Consider the following 16,341-nt stretch of genomic DNA (forward strand, 5'->3'; position numbering starts at 1 on the left):
GGGCTCCTATACAGTGCGAACTGGTTTTCTTGGTTCGCTTCATCTGTCTGAGTCCAATATGGGGCCTCGATCTCAGCCATGACGTGCGGCCAGGCACGTCGAGGACAGGATTAAACGGTGGGACCTGAGATGAGGGGTCGCCCCCTCTCGATGCATCATGAATACATCTTGGACAAAGGTGCCGTAAGTCTCGGGCCAAGGATGCCCTGGACGCCGGCTTTCGCCGAAGTGACGCGCGCATCCGGCGTCGGTCGCGCGGCACCCTGCCCACCGGCCAGACGGTGCCGCGGGGACGCTTCAACGGCCGATCCGGACGTCCGCACCGAACGCCAGCGGGACCTCGACCGCGTGCTGAACGGGATCCGCGGTGACGGCCGCTGAGAGCCGTACTCCGTAGCGCCGGGGCGGGGCGACGGACGCAGCCCCAGGGTGCCGAACCACCCCCGCATCACGCCGCCGCACCTTCGTCCCTGCGCCGTCGAATGGATTGACACGGCAACGCACGGGCGTCGTCCTGCGGGCCCGAATGTCCGAGTGCGGCCGTGATCGATGAAGACCATTCTGTATGCCCGGGTCTCGACCGGAGACCAGACCATCGCCCATCAGGAGGCGCAGGCTGCCGCCGCGGGCTTCGTCGTCGACGAGGTCGTGGCCGATGACGGCGTGTCGGGCCTGAGCACCTGCCTGCGCGAGCGGCCGCAGGGGCGCCGGCTGTTCGACCTGCTGCGGCGGGGCGACGTCCTGGTGGTGCGCTGGGTCGACCGCCTCGGCCGCAACTACGCCGACGTCTGCGACACCCTGCGGGAGATGATGCGCCGGGGCGTCGTGGTGCGCACGGTCATCCACCGGCTGACCTTCGACGGCGCCACGGCGGATCCGATGCAGCAGGCCGTGCGCGATGCCCTCATCGGTTTCATGGCGGCGACGGCCCAGGCCCAGGCGGAGGCCATGCGAGAGGCGCAGAAGGCCGGCATCGCCCAGGCGCGGGCGCGCAGCGACGTCTATCGCGGACGCAAGCCGAGCTTCAGCCGGGCGCAGTACGAGGCGGTGCGCTCCGCCCTCGTCGAGGGGCGGGGGATCTCGGCGATCGCCGTCGCGACCGGCCTCAGCCGGCAGACCGTCTACCGCATCCGCGACAACGCCGCGGAAGCGGAGGCGGCCCTGGCGCGCTGGGCCTGAGGCTCGGGCCGACGGGAGGTCTGGGCCGGCGGAAGCCCTGGGCTCGGCCGGGGGCGCTGCTTCGTATGGTCGCCTCCCCCGGGCGCCCGCCTCGGCTTAGTCTGGGGCGCCTGACCGATGCGGGATGACCATGGGCGCCGCCACTCTCCTCGGGCTCACCACGCTGGCGTTCCTCGCGCCGCTGCCGCCGGAGCGCTACCATCCGCCGGAGCCGCCGCCCCGCGGGGTCGGCTGGGCGGTCTGTGCCGTGGTCGCGCTGCTGCTGGTGGTCACGGTCGTCCCGCTCAGCCTCGCCCTCGCCGACAAGTGGGCCATGGACGCGCATGTCGCCGAATGCCGGGCGGCGGGCGGCCGGTTCGTGCCGGTCGCGTCGGTCAACGGGCGGGCCTATCGCTGCGACCAGCCGGAGCGGCCGCGCTCCTGACGCCGGACCGACGCCCCGGGGGTCAGAAATCCGCGTGGATGCGGGTGCCGAAGAAGTCCGCCGGCCCGCGGTCCCGGTTGTAGGCCGGGTTCTCCACGTGCTGGTAATTGACCGACAGGGTCAGGGTCCTGTTCAGGGCGAAGGCGTAGTAGGCCTCCACCGCGCGCTCGGGGGCATAGTTGAGCCGGCCGTCGCCGATGAGGAGGCCGACGCCCCCATTGGCGAAGAAGGCGCGATGGCTCGGCGAGATCGCGTTCATCGAGGTGCCGAGGCCCACCGTGTCGCCGGGCCGGCCCCAGGCGGTGCCCTTGAGGGACACGCCGCCGGACACCGACCGGTCGATGTCGGTGAAGGACAGGCTCTCGGTGCGGCCGTCATTGGCGCTGAACCGGGCGAAGACGCCGAGGTCCGCCGTCACCGCTTGCTCGAGATTCAGGTAGAAGCCGGTCTTGCGCCGCGCGGCCCGCGTGGCGGCGGCCGCATCGTTGATGTCGCCGAAGAGCCCGGCCTGGGTCAGCGACACCACCTCCCGGAAGTCGGCCGAGTTGCCCACATTGGTGAAGAACCCGAGGCGCAGCTTGCCGGGCTGATCGAGGACCGGCAGCACATGGCGCTCCTCGAACTCGATGGTGGTGCCGGCCCGGCGGAAGACGCGCGGGTCGAGGACGTCGCTGGAGGGCTCCTTGGGCACCTGGGTGTAGGCGGCCCGGATCGCGAATGCCGCGCGGTTGTACTCGACCATCACGCCCTGGGTGAAGCCGGGCAGGTTGGCGGGGAAGTCGTAGGCGCCGGAGGCCCAGATGCCCCAGTTCATGAAGTCCACCCGCGGGTCGTGGGCGTAGACGTTGCCGTCGAAGTAGTCGCCGAGGGCGAACTTGCCCGCCACCACGGTGATCCGCTCGATGTCGCGCCGGGTGGCGACCTGGTTCGGGCCGTCCGGCACGTCCTCGGTTTCGCCGCCGAGGCCGAAGGTCTGGCGCACGAAGTAGCGGTTGGAGCGCAGCTTCGGGAACGGCGCGCCCGCCTTCTGCGCCTCGCCGTTGACGAAGCCGGCCACGCCCAGGGTCCGGCTCAGGCCGAAGCCCTGGGAGAATTCCGGATTGTAGTAGAGTTCCGTGCCTTCGAAGAGCTTGAGCCCCAGGAAAGCGGTGGCGGTGGTGGTCGACTGGACCTGATGGCCGATCAGGCTCGCCGGACCGGTATAGGGCGCGCGGAAGCCTGGCACGCCCTGGGCGATGAAGGTGGTCTGGCCGTGGAGCGAGAACCGATCGCCGGAGCCGTCGCCGGGATCGTGCGGCGCGGCGTCGTCGACCTCCGGCGGCAGCACGAAGCCGCTCGGATGCCAGGACAGGCGCGCCATCATCTGGTGCGAGGTGAAGGAATCCTGCCGCGTCGCCACCGGGCCGAGGCCCGGGACGGCGCCGAGATCGAAGCGGCCGCTGCCGCCGAGGTCGAGATAGCGGTAGTCGATCCCGAGGGCGAGGCTCTCGGTCACGGCGAACTGCACGCCGGCTCCCAGGGTGAAGCCGAGCGAGGAGAGGTCGCGCCGCGCGGTGGTGACGCGGCCGGTGCCGGGGTCGGGATAGCTCGCCAGGATGCGGGCATTGGCGCCGGCGAGCCCGAAGCTCGCATAGACCAGCGACCGCTCGAAGGCGTAGCCGAAGCGCCCGCGCAGGGTGCCGTAGACGTCGGTCTTGGCGCGGATCAGGCCGAGGCCCGGATCGCCGTCGCCGACGAAGCCGGGGGTGGGCAGGAGCACCGGCCGCTTCAGGTTCGCGCCCGCGACATCGGCCTCGATCCCGTACAGCCAGGGGCCGGTCTGCCAGTTGTAGCCTCCGAACAGGCCGCCGACGGCGGTGGTGGCGTCGCGGCCGAGGTCGGACCGACCGGTGGCGTCGCCCGTCTTGAACGGACGGGCCGGGCGACCGCCGACCGTGGTGTCGCGAAAGGTGTAGGCACCGTAGGAATTGCCGGCGCTGCCCTCGATCCCGAGATAGGGGCCCGACCAATCGACGAAGGCCGGTGCCGTGGCCAGGGGGCGTGGCGCGCCGAGATCGGCGGCGTGGACGCCGGAAGCGGCCGTCAGGGTGAGCAGGGCGAGGCCGGCGGCTCCCGCGCGGTCAGGGCCGCCGCGTCCATAGCGATCCGCTCTCGTCATACCGCCCCCGCGCCGTTTGTCCGAGGATGGGGTATAGACGGTGCTATAACTATGACAATATGGTTTAATCCAAGCCGGGACGGGATCGGGGCCACTGTTGCGCAAACAGCGCAGGGGTGATCCGCGCGGGATCTCGCGTCCCTGCGTTCGACCGTCCGGAGCGCGGCCCGTCGGGGCGGCGGGACGATCCCTTAGCCGTTTTCTGCGAAGATCGGATGACCCGCTCGGCACCCTCCATTTGGGGGATGTCAGGCACCGGGGCTGCGGTCTAGCCTGGGCGTCTCCAAGGTTTCGGACCGTCTCGGCCCGCAGGGCATCGCCCCTGCGGGCTTCTTTTTCGGTCGCGGCGGCCGATCCACTCTTCGTCAGGCGGTGCCGGTCTCGATCTTCTCGATGAGCGCCGTCAATTCACCGATGCGCAGGCGGAGGCCTTCCCGGGTGCTCTCGTCCATGTCGCGCAGGGCGTACCCGTCCTCGAACTGGCGCTCCTCCGTATGCGCCTCCTGCCCGCGTGCGGCGAGTTCCGCCATCAGACGATCGCGCTCGGCGCGGTACTGGGACTTTCGGTCGTCGGTGACGGGCATGGTCATTCCCTGGCGGATGGCGCGCAACGCGTCCGGCTCGCCTGACGGGCGGGCCTTGAGCGGGAAACGCGGACCTTCGCCCCCGGGTTCAGACGGCGCGGACCGGAACCATAGCGCCGGCCGGCCGTTGCACCGACGACCCAAGCTCGAAGACCTCATCCCCTCCCGGCTCACGCCGAGGCGGGTTTTTTCGGGCCTGTGTCCGCGCTCCGATCCGGCCTCCGCCCCAGGCGGCCCGCGTTCGTCGAGGTATTGCCACCGGTCCGGTTCGGATAAGGCCCGGATCAAGTCCGTAATCGGAGACGTTCAGATACGATCCGGAAAGTAAATATAATTCAATAACTTCGTAATCCAGCGCAAACGATGAGCAGTCACGATGCTTTAGCGGTGCCTTAAGTTTCCCGCTGCTAGCTCTGGCACCGATACCGGTCCGGAGATCTCTCGTGGCTTTGCTCGCGCGCTTCAGCATCATCACCAAACTGATCGCGGTGGTCAGTCTGATCGGGGTCATCGTCAGTGGCTGCCTCTGGTACGCCACCACCCAGATGACGCAGATCGACGAGGCCTACAGCCGCTTCGTCTCCCATGACACGAAGGCGATCGCCGACCTGCGGACGGTCAACCGGCTGGTCTTCACGATGAGCTACTTCAACTTCCGCAACATCGCCGAGGGCAGCCCCGACGAGATGCAGAAGACCGACAAGGGATTCGACGAGGCGAGCGAGCGCTTGAACAAGGTGCTGGCGGAACTGCGGGATGCCGCTCCCAGCTTCGCGCCGCGCATCGACGGTCTGAAACAGAAGGTCAACCGCTTCATGGCCGACAGCTCCGAGGCACGCACCCTGGCGAGCAGCGGCCTGAAGACGGAGGCCCTCGTCCTGCTGCACCAGACCGTCGACCCGACCTTCGACGCGATGGTGTCGGAGGGAAGCGCCCTCGGCCGGGACATCCGGACCTTCGTCGACGCGGGCGCCCGCGATCTCGCGGCGATGACGGACCGGACCCGAACCAACACCCTGCTCCTCGGCGGCCTCGGCCTGCTCGCGGGCCTCTTCGCGGCCGGGCTCGTCGCCGTGTTCGGTATCACCCGTCCGATCGGCCAGCTGGTCGAGGCCCTGCGCCGGATGGCGCGGGGGGACAGCGACGCGGTGATCCTCGGGCGCGACCGGCGCGACGAGGTCGGCGCCGTGGGCCGCGCGGTGGAGGAGATCCGTTCCCTGGTCGCCCGCAAGGCCTCGGAGGAGGCCGAGCGCCGGCAGATCGCCGATGCGGCGGCGGCGGCCGAGCGCCAGCGCACCATGCATGAGCTCGCCGACGGCTTCGAGGTGGCGGTCGGCTCGATCATCGCCACGGTGTCGGCCTCGGCCGGCGCGCTGCAGGAGACCGCCGCGGCGATGAGCACCAACGCGGCCCGGACCACCGATCAATCGGTGACGGTGGCGGCCGCCGCCGAGGAGGCGGCCTCCAACGTCAACACCGTGGCGGCCGCAGCCGAGGAGCTCGGTTCGTCGGTGCAGGAGATCGGCCGCCAGGTCGACGGCTCGGCCAACCTCGCCCTGCGGGCGGTGGAGGAGGCGGCCCAGACCGCCGGGCTCGTCCAGGACCTCAGCAGCGCCGCCGCGCGGATCGGCGACGTCGTCGCGCTGATCACCACCATCGCGGGCCAGACCAACCTGCTGGCGCTGAACGCGACGATCGAGGCGGCGCGGGCTGGCGAGGCGGGCCGCGGCTTCGCGGTGGTCGCCGCCGAGGTCAAGGAACTCGCCAACCAGACCACGCGGGCGACCCACGAGATCGAGGAGCAGATCGGCCGCATCCAAGCCTCGACGGAGCAGGCGGTCGGGGCCATCCGCACCATCAGCGGCCGGATCGGCGAGATCAGCCAGGTGACGACCTCGATCGCGGCGGCGGTGGAGGAGCAGGGGTCGGCGACCCAGGAGATCGTGCGCAACGTCGGCCAGGCCGCCAGCGGCACCAGCGAGGTCACCGAGAACATCTCGGGCGTCGCCCACGCGGCCGAGGAGACCGGCGCCGCCGCCCGTCAGGTGCTCGTCTCGGCCTCCGACCTGACCGCCCAGTCGGAGCACCTGACCGTGCAGGTCACGCGCTTCCTGGAGACGGTCCGGGCGGCGTGAGGGGGCCGCCCGGCGTCGCGTGGCGCGAGGGCGGCCGGCTCACGGCCCGCGAGCCGGCGAGCAGGAAGCGCCAGGGCGTCTCCACCGCGCGGGAGATACCGATCCGGCGATCGGCGATCCAGGCCGGCGCCGTCTCGGGGGCGGCCAGCGCGAAGGGGGGCGCGTCGAGGGCCAGGCCGTCCATCGCGAGGCTGACGGCCAGCGCCTGGCAGAGGCGGCCGGGTCCGGCGCAGAACAGGCGCGGATCGGACAGCCTCCGCCGCGCCGCCATCGCGTCGAGCCCGTGGCGGGGCTCCAGCGCCCGGATCAGGACCGCGCTGCCCGGCTCGCAGACGAGGTTCAGGCACCAGTGCAGGCCGTAGGAGCGGTAGACGTAGGCGTGCCCCGGCGGCCCGAACATGCTGGCATTGCGCCGGGTCGGGCCGTTGACGCTGTGCGAGGCCGGGTCGCTCCGGTCATAGGCCTCCGTCTCGACGACCATCCCGCCGATCCCGTCCACCCGCAGGTCGCAGCCGATGAGGGACGCGGCCACGTCCGCCGCCGGGCGGGCGAAGAAGCCGGCCGGGAGGCGTGCGCCGAGGGGATCGCCCGCTGGACTCAAGGGGTGGAGACGCCCTTGGCCGCGTTGGCAGCCTTGGCGCCGCGCAGGTCGGCGCGGGCCCGCTCCAGCCCCTCGGGGCCGAGGTCGAGGGCGAGCCGCACCGCCCGTTCCACGTAGGCCTGCGGCGTCAGGCCGGAGGCTTTCGCGGCGCGCGACACCTCCAGGCCGAGGCCGAGATCGAGGGGGATCGCGCTCGTGCGCGCCGGGGCGGGCTCGGACGCGGCGGGCGCCGTGGCCAAGGCCGCCGGCGAGACCGCCTGCGAGACAGCCGGGGCAACCGCCGCGCGCAGGGCGGCCGTTCCGGTGAGCGGTGCCGGTCCGCTCTCCGGGCGCAGCGGCAGGCCGAGGGCCTCGCGCCGGCCCTGCGCCGCGAGCCGGTCTGCGCGTTCGTTGCCGGCCTCGCCCGCATGGCCCCGGACCCAGGTCCAGCGCACGTCGCGCCGGGCCGCCAGGGCATCGAGCTCCTGCATCAGCTCGACGTTCTTCACCGGGCCGGTAGCGGTGCGCCAGCCCTTGGCCTTCCAGCCGCGCATCCACTCGGTCACCGACTTGATGACGTACTGGCTGTCGCAGCGCATCTCGATCTGCGCGCCCTCGGGGAAGTGACGCAGGGCGTTGATCGCCGCGGTCAGTTCCATGCGGTTGTTGGTGGTGGCCCGGTCGCCGCCGCAGAGCTCGATGCGGCCGTTCTCGGCCTCGATGACGACGCCCCAGCCACCGGGGCCGGGATTGGGATCGCATCCGCCGTCGGCATAGACGATGGTTCGCATGGGACTCGCTTCGACCTGTTCACGACGGGCCCCCCCGGGAGAGGGGGCGCCGGGCGCCGCCCATAGCACGGGCGCGGCCCCGTCGGGCACCCGCTTCAGAGGCGGGCCGGGTCGATGCGGTAGCGGATCGGCTTGAAGCTGTTGTTGTTCGATTGCAGGGCCGAACAGGCGGTGAGCCCGATCACGAGGTCGCATTCCGCCTCGAAGGTGACGTGGTCGCCCGCCCGGCTCAGGGGCGGCTCGACCTTCAAGTCGCCCGTGCCGCCATCGACGGTGACGTTCATGAACACGTTGAAGGCCACCGGGATCCGGTCCGGCACGACGCCGTAGGGCGCCAGCGCCGCCGCGAGATTGCCGAAGCAGCCCCGGTGCGGGTGGGTGTCGCCGTAGATGATCCGGAAGGTGTCGGCCGAGCACGGGGTCAGCAGGAAGTCGTGGCGGCCCACCGTGTCCGCGACGATGCGCAGGAGCACATTCGAGCGGTTGGAATAGATCGGGTCGCCGGTGGTGAGGTAGATCCGGCTGGCATAATCGAGGGTCCGGCCCGAGGAGATCACCTCGTCGAGGTCGCCGCGGACGAAGGCGAGGAGGTCGGCCACCTGCTCGCCCTGCGGGTCGATCACGGTGAGGCGCTCGCCCTTGTCGAGGGTGAAGGCGACGCCGGAGCGCGGCGCGATCTCGTGCATGGTCGATGGGTGCGGGCGGGGCTCAGGCGGCATCGCGGGCCTCCGCGTCGCGGCCGCGGAACGGGCAGACCCAGTCGGCGTCGACGGCGCGACCGCTGTACTGGCGCGCCTCCGAGGCGTCGCCATGCCGGGCGAGCATCGGATTGATCGAGCCAGCCAGCGCCTCGTCGCGCGAGAGGATCGCGCTGCGCAGCTTCTCGTAGCGCCCCTCGGCGCGCAGCTGCTCGAACTGGGCGCGCAGGTTGAACACCAGGACCGGATGCGGGAAGCGCCGGGCCGGCCGGCTGGCGCCGGGATGCATGCCGACCACGAAGAACGCCTCGCCGCCGAAGGAGAGGGAGAAGTGCGGGTCGTTCGGATCGGCCTCGACGCGGGTGTCGTAGCGCTGGCCGAGGAACGCGTCCTTGTCCGACAGGGACTGCACGCGGTCCCAGAGGTGGCCCTCGAAGGCCTCCTCGCCGAGGTCCGTCGGACCTTCGAAGATCACGGCGAAGCTCTGGAACAGGTCGGGCTTGGCCCGGTAGCGGCAGATGAAGGCGAGAAGCGCGGGATAGAGCCGGGGATCGTCCCAGCTCGAGGCGATGCTGCGCGCCACGACGATCTTCATCTGGCCCTTCGACAGGGCCGATTTCGCGCCGACGCAGGGGAAGGGCTGGCTTCGGATGAAATCCTGGAACTCCACGGCCAGGGGATGGCCGCTGTCGTCGGTGGGGAGATGCATGGAGACTCGACGCTGACAGCACCCGGAACGCAGGGTGCATGTGGTGAACCGGAGGGACATGGCCGAGTTCCGTTCGCGCGACGGCATGGCACGCATGCTCCACAGCCGTCCCGGCGACGGCGGCGATGCCCCGCGGCGAACCTTTGCCAGCGCCGGGCATTGAACCGACGATGTCGAGACGGGGCCCCACGACGATGACGACGCAACCATGACCGGCCGACAGGGGGCTGCCCGGTTCGCGAAAGGCACCCTGCGGGCGTTGCGCCTGCTGGCCAAGCCGGTTCGACGGTCTCAAGGCCGCGCCGGGACGGTGGTGGAAACTTATCGGGGCTACGGCTCCCGCGACGAGGTCTTCCTCATCGGCCGGGTCTTTCGGCAGTCGAGCCGGGCGGCCGACGCGCCGGACGAGGGCTGGGCCGCCGAGCTGCGCGACATCCGGCGCCGCATCACCCGCCGCACGGTGGCGGGTGCCGCGCTCACCGCGCGCTTCTTCGGCTGCGAGGAGCAGGTCGTCACCGACCGGGACGGCTACTTCCGCGTCCACCTGCGCCCGAACCTGCCCGCGCCGCCGCAGGCCTCCTGGCACAGCCTGGAGCTCGATCTGGCCGGCCCCGAGCCCGTGCGGGCGAAGGCGCAGGTGTTCATCCCCTCGGTCGATTGCCGGCGGGTGGTGATCAGCGACATCGACGACACGATCATGCACACGGGCGTGGCCAACAAGGTCAAGATGCTCTGGCGGCTGTTCGTGGAGGATGCCGAGAACCGGGTCGCCTTCCCGGGGGCCGCCGCCCTGTACCGGGCGCTCTATGCCGGGCCGTGCGGGGCGGAGGGCAATCCCATGCTCTACGTCTCCCGGGCGCCGTGGGGCATCTACGACATGCTCAGCGAATTCTTCGTCATGCATCGGATCCCGGTCGGGCCGGTGCTCTTCTTGCGCGAATGGGGTCTGTCCTGGACGAGCCCGCTGCCGCGCCGGGCCGAGGATCACAAGCGCCACCTCATCGACCACATGCTGACGCTCTACCACGACCTGCCCTTCGTGCTCATCGGCGACAGCGGCCAGCACGATCCCGAGGTCTACGCGGGCATCGTCGCGGCCTATCCCGGCCGGGTGGCCGCGGTCTATATCCGCAACGTCTCGCGGGATGCGGGCCGGCTGGAAGAGATCGCCAAGCTCGCCGAGGCGGTGGAGGCTGCCGGCAGCAGCCTGGTTCTGGCCGCCGACAGCCTCGCCATGGCCGAGCATGCCGCCGAGCACGGCCTGATCGCCCACGCGGACGTGGCCGATGTGGCGCGGGAACACGGGACCGTGCCGGAAACCCGCCGTCGCGCCGGCCGCACCCGCGCCCGCGGCCTGCGCAAGATCCTGGGCGGGGCCGGGCCGACGCCGCCCAACGTCATCGTCGAGCCCGGCCGGTCCGATCCGCCGGCCTGAACCCGCCATCGGAGTGCCGGCTTGCGCCGATCCGGGCCGGTCTCCGGGAAACCTCTCGCCGCCCTGCGCAGGGCTCTGCCGTCGAGGTGGGCAATCTGCCCGAACCGTTTGCAATTCTGACCTCGCCCTGTAAGGTCGCACTGGTATACCAGAGGCGTCGGCCTGCATTTTCAGCGTTCGCTCGTGCAGCGTGCGCATCGCGAGCGAGGGGGAGAGGATGTCAGACCCTATCGGTCCCGACCGCCCGGCCGGTGCGCTGCTCGGCGCCCGTCTGTTCCGGCCGATCCTGGCCGGCGCCACCCTGCGCGAGCGCCTGATCGGCTGCCTTGGCGCCCTCATCGGCATCGCCCTGACGGGACTCGTGACCGGCTGGATGGTCGGGCAAGGCCCATACATTCCCTTCATCGTGGCGCCCATGGGGGCCACGGCGGTGCTGCTCTTCGCCGTGCCGGCGAGCCCCTTGGCCCAGCCCTGGCCGATCATCGGCGGCAACACGATCTCGGCCCTGATCGGCGTGACCGCCGCCCACTTCATCCCCAATCCGGTGCTGGCCATCGGGGTCGGCGTCTCGCTGGCCATCGCGGCGATGTCGTTCACGCGCAGCCTGCATCCGCCGGGCGGGGCCGCGGCGCTCACCGCGCTCATCGGCGGCCCGGCCATCGCCTCCTCGGGCTTCCTGTTCCCCTTCGTGCCGGTCTGCCTGAACTCCATCATCCTGGTCAGCCTCGGCATCGCCTTCCACCGGATTTCCGGGCGCACCTATCCGCACGTCCCGTCGGCCCCCCCGGCCAACCTGCACGGCACGACCGACCTGCCGGCCCCCATCCGGGGCGGCTTCAACGCCCGCGACGTCGACGCCGCGCTCCTCAACCTCAACGAGACCCTCGACATCGACCGCAGCGACCTCGACCGGCTGCTGCGGGAGGTCGAGAGCCAGGCCCTGGTGCGGGCGCACGGGGCCCTGGACTGCGGCGCGGTGATGTCCCGCGACGTGGTGACGATCGGCCTGCACGAGTCGCTCGCCCGGGCACGCGACCTCCTGCTCCGGCACAACATCCGGACCCTGCCGGTGGTGGACGAGGCGGGCCGCCTCGCCGGAACCCTGGGCCTGCGCGAACTGGCCCTGCGCGGGGAGGGCAGCCTCGCGCAGGTGATGTCCGAGGCGCACACGGCCCGGGCGGCCGAGCCCGTGCTGAGCCTGGTGGAGCCCCTGACCAACGGGCACGCGCATGCGGTGGTGGTGACGGGCGAGGACCGCCGGATCCACGGGATCATCACCCAGACCGACCTGCTCGCCGTGCTGACGCGCCTCGCCTCCGCCAAGGCCTTCGACGCGAGCCCGGCCGCGGCGGCCTGAGCGGGGCAGGGGCCGGCGGCACTTGGTCCGACACTTCGCCCCGGGCGCTTGGCCCGGCGCTTGGTCCCGGGCGCGTGGCGCGGTTGTTGCGAGGAGACGTGCTCCCTCGCACCGAAGCCCACGGGTTCGAGCCGATGCACGACGCGCCGCTTCTCCTCCACCTCCTGTACGCCACCCTGATGGTGGCCAGCATGATGCTGACCTGGCAGGTCCATCGGCTCCTCGGCCGGGCCTGACGGATGATGGCCGGCAGGCGTGCCGGCCGGCTGCGTGGTCCATTACGAAGGCAGGGGCCCCGCCGTCGCCGGTCGACGCACGCCCCGCACCGTGCACCTGTCTTAGGGAGCCAATCGGAAACTGGCGCTCTCGATCGTCTCCGGGTCGTTCATGGTGAGCCGCCATTCGCTGTGCGCGGCAGAGAACATGACGGTGAAGACATCGCTGTCGTCGACGCGGGAGATGCCCTCGAAGGCGATCGACACGAGGTCGCCCCAGGACCTCACCGTCCTTATGTTGTCCGGCAAATGCTCCTTGAACGCCCGTGCGAGCGGCTTGCTCATGCGCGCGAGTTCCGGGCTGCCCTGCTGGGTCGCCTCGATGATCCGACGCAGAGCCGCTTCACTTCCAGGGGCCGGCGTATTCGCAGCCTGCCGCGCCTCCCGCCGTGCCTCGATGGCGTTCGCCCGGTCTTCCCTGATCCGCGGAGAGGTCTGTTCAAGCCCGTTCTGATGAAGGATGGCGGCAGTCGCGGTGCCATCCGGACCGACCATGAAGCTGATCTGTGCCTGGATATTGCGATTTCGATAGAAAAATTTTCGACTGCTTTCCGGGATGATCGAGTAAAACGACTGTCCTGTGAGGCGAACGATGAGATCGCTCGCGTCCCGCTGTACAACGATGATGGTCTTGGGAGTCAGTTCGTAGAAGCCGACGTATCCGTCCACGACCTTTGGATCGATCCGGACTTCCGTTCGTGGACGCGCCTGCCCGATCCTGAGCCGCTCCATGCGGTCTTTGTCGGTCTCCGTCCGCCCCTCGGTCAACCGCCGGACCTCCGCCCGGAGCCGGCGCCAACTGGGGAAACCGTAGTCACGGGCGAGATCGCGTTGCGCCGTCGCGAGCTGCGCTGTCGGGTCGGCGGCGCGCATCTGCTTCAACCGAGACTTGGCTTCATTTCGCAGGTGTTCGAGGTTGGGGCGGTCGGGGAGTGCGCGGCGGCAAGCGCCGCTCGACGGAAGCGTAGCCGTCATTGAATCCTTCCTTCCTCAGCGCCCTTTGTCCGCGTTCTCGGGCAGGAAGTCGGGGAATGATCAGACGACGACGAACGGGCTGAGCCCTTCACGCGGACCGTTGGCCTATCCTGAGGCCGAGGCGATGTTAGGATCAGGCCCGCAAAACGACGAGAGGGGCCGACACCCGTCCATGGCGGACCCTCACGGGCCAGTCGGGCAAATCCGGTTCCGGCCGCTCATGTCGGAACCCTTCTTCAGTCGCCCAAACGATCAGGATCCGCCGCATGACCCGCCCCGCCCACGCGGGCAACCTGCTCGCGAACCTGCCCGACGCCGCGGCGGGCGAGGTCTTCACCGAACTCCTCGCGCGGCCGGGCTGCCGGATCGAGCGCATCGTCTCGCAGGGCCAGGTCACGCCGCCGGACGAGCCCTATCGCCAAGCCCACGACGAGTGGGTGCTGCTTCTCGCGGGTGCGGCCCGCGTCGCGCTGGCGGGCGCTGAGGTCGCGCTCGGGCCGGGCGATACCCTGTTCATCCCGGCCGGGTGCGTGCACCGCGTCACCTTCACGGATCCCGACCGGCCGACGGTCTGGCTCGCCGTCCATCTCGGCGAGACCGATTGCCCGGCCGGGGCCTAGGGCTTCAGATCGCCGCGGCCGGGTCGCCGCCGAGGGGATTGCCCGCATCCTCGTTGCGGTCGTCCGCCGCGTGCCGTTCCCGGCGCGCGCGGCCGCCGCGGTCGAGCAGCGAGCGGCCGAGCGCCCGGAAGGGGGCCGTGAGGCGGCGGGCATCGTCGGCGCGCTCCATGAAGCGCTCGCCGTTGCGGATCTCCTTGTCGAGGCGCGCCATGGTGCGCGCCAGGGCCGGATCGTCTTCGTCCAGCCAGACCTCCACCGTGCGGGCGAAGGCGATGACCACGCCCTGGAGCTTGAGGCGGCCGAGCGGACCCTCGGTGTTAATGCCGGCGGCGGCCAGCATGAAGCGGTGCGAGTTCAGCGCGACGCCGTTCAACGCCAGCATCGAGAGCGGATCGCCGCGCAGGGCGTAGGAGATCCGGCGCAGGGCGTCCTTGTAGGGCGTCATCGCGTCGAGGCGGCGCATCAGCACGTCGAACAGGCGCTCGCGGGTCGGCTCGTCGGCGAGATCGGCGGTGTCGCCCTCCAGCACCGCGCGGTCGATGAGGCGCGACAGGCCGCCGAGTACGGCGCCCTTCGAGGGGAACAGGTCGCGGAACTCCGCCAGCGTCAGGCCGGCCTCCCGGGCGATGTCGCCGATCTCGATGTCGTTCCACGGCTGCTCGGCGGCGAGGCGCATCAGCGCCTCGACGGCCGCCTCGCGCGGGGGCAGCGCCTTCTCGGGCGCTGCGGTCGCCACCGGCAGGGTGTCGGCGGAGTCCGTCTCGGTCGTCTGGGTCTCGGGCTTGGGAGAGCCGGGGCGTTTGGCCATGGTCGTGCGATCCTCGTCCAATCAGGCCTTCATGTAGGGTCCCGCGGCCGGATCGTCAGGTCCGGCTCAGCCCGCGAGGGCCCCGGCGCGGCGCCGCGCCGCGTCCACGGCCTCGCGCATCAGGTCCGGCAGGCCGCCGCTGCGCATCAGCACCGCGAGGGCTTCGGCGGTGGTGCCGCCCGGCGAGGTCACATCCTGGCGCAGACGCGCGGCGTCCCGGGGATCGGCCGCGAGGAGCGCGGCGGCCCCCGAGACGGTTTCGCGGGCGAGGCGCGTGGCCATGTCCGCGGGCAGGCCGGCGGCGATGCCCGCCTCGGCCATCGCCTCGGCCAGGAGGAAGACGTAGGCGGGCCCGGAGCCCGACACGGCCGTCAGGGCGTCGATCAGCCCCTCGTCGTCGAGCCACTCCACCAGGCCGACGCTGGCGAGGAGCGCGTGCGCCTGCGCCCGCTGCCCGTCATCGACCTCCGGGCTGGCCACCGCGCCGGTGGCCCCCCGTCCGATGCTGGCGGGCAGGTTCGGCATCGCCCGCACGATGGCGCGGGCGCCGGGCAGGCGGTCGCGCAGGTTGGCGATGGTCTTGCCCGCCAGCACCGACACCACCAGGGTTCCGGGACCGATCAGCGGCGCCAGCGCGGGCGCCGCGGCCTCCAGCCCCTGGGGCTTCATGGCGAGCACGAGGGCCTCCGCGACCGGGGGCGCGGCGGGGTTCAGGGCGAGCCCGCGCGCGGCGCAGAGCGCCTGCAGTTCGGGGGAGGCCTGCGGATCCAGGATCGTGGTCCGGGCGGGGTCGAGCCCCCCCGCCAGCCAGCCGGAGAGCATGGCGCCCCCCATCTTGCCGGCCCCCACCAGGGTGAGGGAGGCGGGGAGGGCGGCGTCGACGGGCGCGCTCACGCCTCGCCTTCGGTCTCGAACAGCACCGCGTCGAGGGCCTCGCGGGCGGACTTGCCGGCCCAGAGCACGAACTGGAAGGCCTGGTAGTAGCGCTCGCAGGCATCGACCGCCGACTTCAGCATCATGGTGCATTGGCCCTGGGTCGGGGCCGCGCCGCCGGTCAGCAGCAGCGAGTGGCGGAACATCACGACGTTGTCGGTGGACCACAGGTCGAAATGCCCGACCCACAGCTGCTCGTTGACCAGGGAGACCAGCGTCAGGATCTCGGTGCGCCGGCGCTCCGGCACCTTGAGGTCGAAGGCGGAGGCGACGTGGAGCGCCTCCACGTCCTCGATCCAGGTGAAGGCCACGTGGTAGTCGGCCCAGCGCCCGGCGACGGAGACGGACATCTCGTCGGTCTCCGCCCGGTCGAAGATCCAGTCGCGCAGCGACGCGAGGCGCTCGACGATGTCGAGGGGATGCTCGTGCCGATCGTGATCTTCGATGTGGAGTTGGGTCATGGCGGTCCAGTGTGTCGATCTCGTCGAAGATCGGCGAAGTCGTTGTGAAACGCGCTCCGGTGACCGTCGGACCTCTGTTCCGGACTTGCTCCACGCCCACCCGGACGGGTGTGGCAGGGAACGATTCTGTTCGGTTCAGGGCGTTTCGGGGCAGGAGCGAATCAGGTCATGACCCACTATAGACCGTGCCGGACTCGCGTTTCAAAGCGGCCCGGGAAG

The 16,341-nt window shown here is 71.0% G+C and carries 17 protein-coding genes; 7 read left to right on the forward strand and 10 right to left on the reverse strand.

The genetic code is table 11. From position 1 onward, the window contains the following. The first annotated feature begins 549 nt into the window (after positions 1–549). Both ASF41_RS10855 and ASF41_RS10860 read left to right on the forward strand, forming a co-directional pair. Positions 550–1,179: a recombinase family protein gene (locus ASF41_RS10855; protein WP_056213119.1), complete on the forward strand. Its 630-nt coding sequence runs from the start codon at positions 550–552 to the stop codon at positions 1,177–1,179. Positions 1,180–1,309: 130 nt separating this feature from the next. After that, complete coding sequence (locus ASF41_RS10860; RefSeq protein WP_156389599.1) at positions 1,310–1,603, forward strand: hypothetical protein; 294 nt, start codon at positions 1,310–1,312, stop codon at positions 1,601–1,603. Between the two features lie 22 nt (positions 1,604–1,625). Here ASF41_RS10860 and ASF41_RS10865 read toward each other — a convergent pair whose 3' ends face one another. Then, positions 1,626–3,761, reverse strand: a complete 2,136-nt coding sequence (locus tag ASF41_RS10865; protein ID WP_082504276.1) for a carbohydrate porin — start codon at positions 3,759–3,761, stop codon at positions 1,626–1,628. Positions 3,762–4,126: 365 nt separating this feature from the next. Then, positions 4,127–4,345 (reverse strand): hypothetical protein, encoded by a 219-nt coding sequence (locus ASF41_RS10870; RefSeq protein WP_156389600.1) that lies wholly within the window; start codon positions 4,343–4,345, stop codon positions 4,127–4,129. 443 nt (positions 4,346–4,788) lie between these two features. Between ASF41_RS10870 and ASF41_RS10875 the strand changes: the two genes are divergently transcribed. After that, positions 4,789–6,480 carry a methyl-accepting chemotaxis protein gene (locus tag ASF41_RS10875; protein ID WP_056379835.1) on the forward strand — a complete coding sequence of 564 codons (1,692 nt, stop codon included), beginning with the start codon at positions 4,789–4,791 and terminating at the stop codon, positions 6,478–6,480. On the opposite strand, the gene ASF41_RS10880 is transcribed toward ASF41_RS10875, so the two are convergent. From ASF41_RS10880 to gntA, 4 genes are all read right to left on the reverse strand, one after another. Further along, positions 6,446–7,081, reverse strand: coding sequence for a DNA-3-methyladenine glycosylase (locus tag ASF41_RS10880; protein WP_056493140.1), 636 nt, complete (start codon positions 7,079–7,081; stop codon positions 6,446–6,448). The genes ASF41_RS10875 and ASF41_RS10880 overlap by 35 nt on opposite strands. Beyond that, on the reverse strand, positions 7,078–7,851 hold the full coding sequence (rnhA, locus tag ASF41_RS10885; protein ID WP_056493143.1) for a ribonuclease HI: 774 nt from the start codon (positions 7,849–7,851) through the stop codon (positions 7,078–7,080). The genes ASF41_RS10880 and rnhA overlap by 4 nt, the downstream gene beginning before the upstream one ends. Positions 7,852–7,946: 95 nt before the next feature. Continuing rightward, the gene (locus ASF41_RS10890; RefSeq protein ID WP_244476400.1) at positions 7,947–8,570 is read right to left on the reverse strand and encodes a DUF1989 domain-containing protein; all 624 of its coding nucleotides are present in this window, start codon (positions 8,568–8,570) and stop codon (positions 7,947–7,949) included. Further along, a complete protein-coding gene (gene gntA, locus ASF41_RS10895) occupies positions 8,560–9,258 on the reverse strand; it encodes a guanitoxin biosynthesis heme-dependent pre-guanitoxin N-hydroxylase GntA (RefSeq protein ID WP_056493146.1) in 699 nt (232 codons plus the stop codon). Before gntA ends, ASF41_RS10890 begins: the two co-directional genes overlap by 11 nt. 208 nt (positions 9,259–9,466) lie before the next feature. Between gntA and ASF41_RS10900 the strand changes: the two genes are divergently transcribed. From ASF41_RS10900 to ASF41_RS24755, 3 genes are all read left to right on the forward strand, one after another. Continuing rightward, positions 9,467–10,693: an App1 family protein gene (locus tag ASF41_RS10900; protein WP_056355373.1), complete on the forward strand. Its 1,227-nt coding sequence runs from the start codon at positions 9,467–9,469 to the stop codon at positions 10,691–10,693. 217 nt (positions 10,694–10,910) lie between these two features. Beyond that, the gene (locus ASF41_RS10905) at positions 10,911–12,050 is read left to right on the forward strand and encodes an HPP family protein (RefSeq protein ID WP_056493149.1); all 1,140 of its coding nucleotides are present in this window, start codon (positions 10,911–10,913) and stop codon (positions 12,048–12,050) included. A gap of 98 nt (positions 12,051–12,148) precedes the next feature. Continuing rightward, positions 12,149–12,286, forward strand: a complete 138-nt coding sequence (locus tag ASF41_RS24755; protein WP_156389601.1) for a hypothetical protein — start codon at positions 12,149–12,151, stop codon at positions 12,284–12,286. A 102-nt stretch (positions 12,287–12,388) separates the two neighbouring features. Here the strand turns inward: ASF41_RS24755 and ASF41_RS10910 are convergent, their stop codons facing one another. Further along, a complete protein-coding gene (locus ASF41_RS10910) occupies positions 12,389–13,300 on the reverse strand; it encodes a DUF3471 domain-containing protein (protein ID WP_156653263.1) in 912 nt (303 codons plus the stop codon). 266 nt (positions 13,301–13,566) lie between these two features. On the opposite strand from ASF41_RS10910, the gene ASF41_RS10915 reads away from it, so the two are divergent. Beyond that, positions 13,567–13,920 carry a cupin domain-containing protein gene (locus ASF41_RS10915; RefSeq protein ID WP_056493156.1) on the forward strand — a complete coding sequence of 118 codons (354 nt, stop codon included), beginning with the start codon at positions 13,567–13,569 and terminating at the stop codon, positions 13,918–13,920. Between the two features lie 4 nt (positions 13,921–13,924). Here ASF41_RS10915 and ASF41_RS10920 read toward each other — a convergent pair whose 3' ends face one another. From ASF41_RS10920 to ASF41_RS10930, 3 genes are all read right to left on the reverse strand, one after another. Further along, positions 13,925–14,728, reverse strand: coding sequence for a hypothetical protein (locus ASF41_RS10920; protein WP_056493221.1), 804 nt, complete (start codon positions 14,726–14,728; stop codon positions 13,925–13,927). A gap of 66 nt (positions 14,729–14,794) precedes the next feature. After that, positions 14,795–15,622: a pyrroline-5-carboxylate reductase gene (proC, locus tag ASF41_RS10925; RefSeq protein ID WP_056213146.1), complete on the reverse strand. Its 828-nt coding sequence runs from the start codon at positions 15,620–15,622 to the stop codon at positions 14,795–14,797. Next, complete coding sequence (locus ASF41_RS10930; RefSeq protein ID WP_055957499.1) at positions 15,619–16,122, reverse strand: YbjN domain-containing protein; 504 nt, start codon at positions 16,120–16,122, stop codon at positions 15,619–15,621. The genes proC and ASF41_RS10930 overlap by 4 nt, the downstream gene beginning before the upstream one ends. Between the last annotated feature and the right edge of the window lie 219 nt (positions 16,123–16,341).

Origin of the sequence: Methylobacterium sp. Leaf111, assembly GCF_001423285.1 — a bacterium.
GTDB lineage: Bacteria > Pseudomonadota > Alphaproteobacteria > Rhizobiales > Beijerinckiaceae > Methylobacterium.

Bases quoted from the DNA above. Each gene is read 5' to 3' on its own strand.
- ASF41_RS10900 (WP_056355373.1), top strand. From the start codon at position 9,467: ATGACCGGCCGACAGGGGGCTGCCCGGTTCGCGAAAGGCACCCTGCGG.
- ASF41_RS10855 (WP_056213119.1), top strand. From the start codon at position 550: ATGAAGACCATTCTGTATGCCCGGGTCTCGACCGGAGACCAGACCATC.
- ASF41_RS10930 (WP_055957499.1), bottom strand. From the start codon at position 16,122: ATGACCCAACTCCACATCGAAGATCACGATCGGCACGAGCATCCCCTC.
- ASF41_RS10905 (WP_056493149.1), top strand. From the start codon at position 10,911: ATGTCAGACCCTATCGGTCCCGACCGCCCGGCCGGTGCGCTGCTCGGC.
- ASF41_RS10890 (WP_244476400.1), bottom strand. From the start codon at position 8,570: ATGCCGCCTGAGCCCCGCCCGCACCCATCGACCATGCACGAGATCGCG.
- ASF41_RS10865 (WP_082504276.1), bottom strand. From the start codon at position 3,761: ATGACGAGAGCGGATCGCTATGGACGCGGCGGCCCTGACCGCGCGGGA.
- rnhA (WP_056493143.1), bottom strand. From the start codon at position 7,851: ATGCGAACCATCGTCTATGCCGACGGCGGATGCGATCCCAATCCCGGC.
- ASF41_RS10910 (WP_156653263.1), bottom strand. From the start codon at position 13,300: ATGACGGCTACGCTTCCGTCGAGCGGCGCTTGCCGCCGCGCACTCCCC.
- gntA (WP_056493146.1), bottom strand. From the start codon at position 9,258: ATGCATCTCCCCACCGACGACAGCGGCCATCCCCTGGCCGTGGAGTTC.
- ASF41_RS10920 (WP_056493221.1), bottom strand. From the start codon at position 14,728: ATGGCCAAACGCCCCGGCTCTCCCAAGCCCGAGACCCAGACGACCGAG.
- ASF41_RS10860 (WP_156389599.1), top strand. From the start codon at position 1,310: ATGGGCGCCGCCACTCTCCTCGGGCTCACCACGCTGGCGTTCCTCGCG.
- ASF41_RS10915 (WP_056493156.1), top strand. From the start codon at position 13,567: ATGACCCGCCCCGCCCACGCGGGCAACCTGCTCGCGAACCTGCCCGAC.
- ASF41_RS10870 (WP_156389600.1), bottom strand. From the start codon at position 4,345: ATGCCCGTCACCGACGACCGAAAGTCCCAGTACCGCGCCGAGCGCGAT.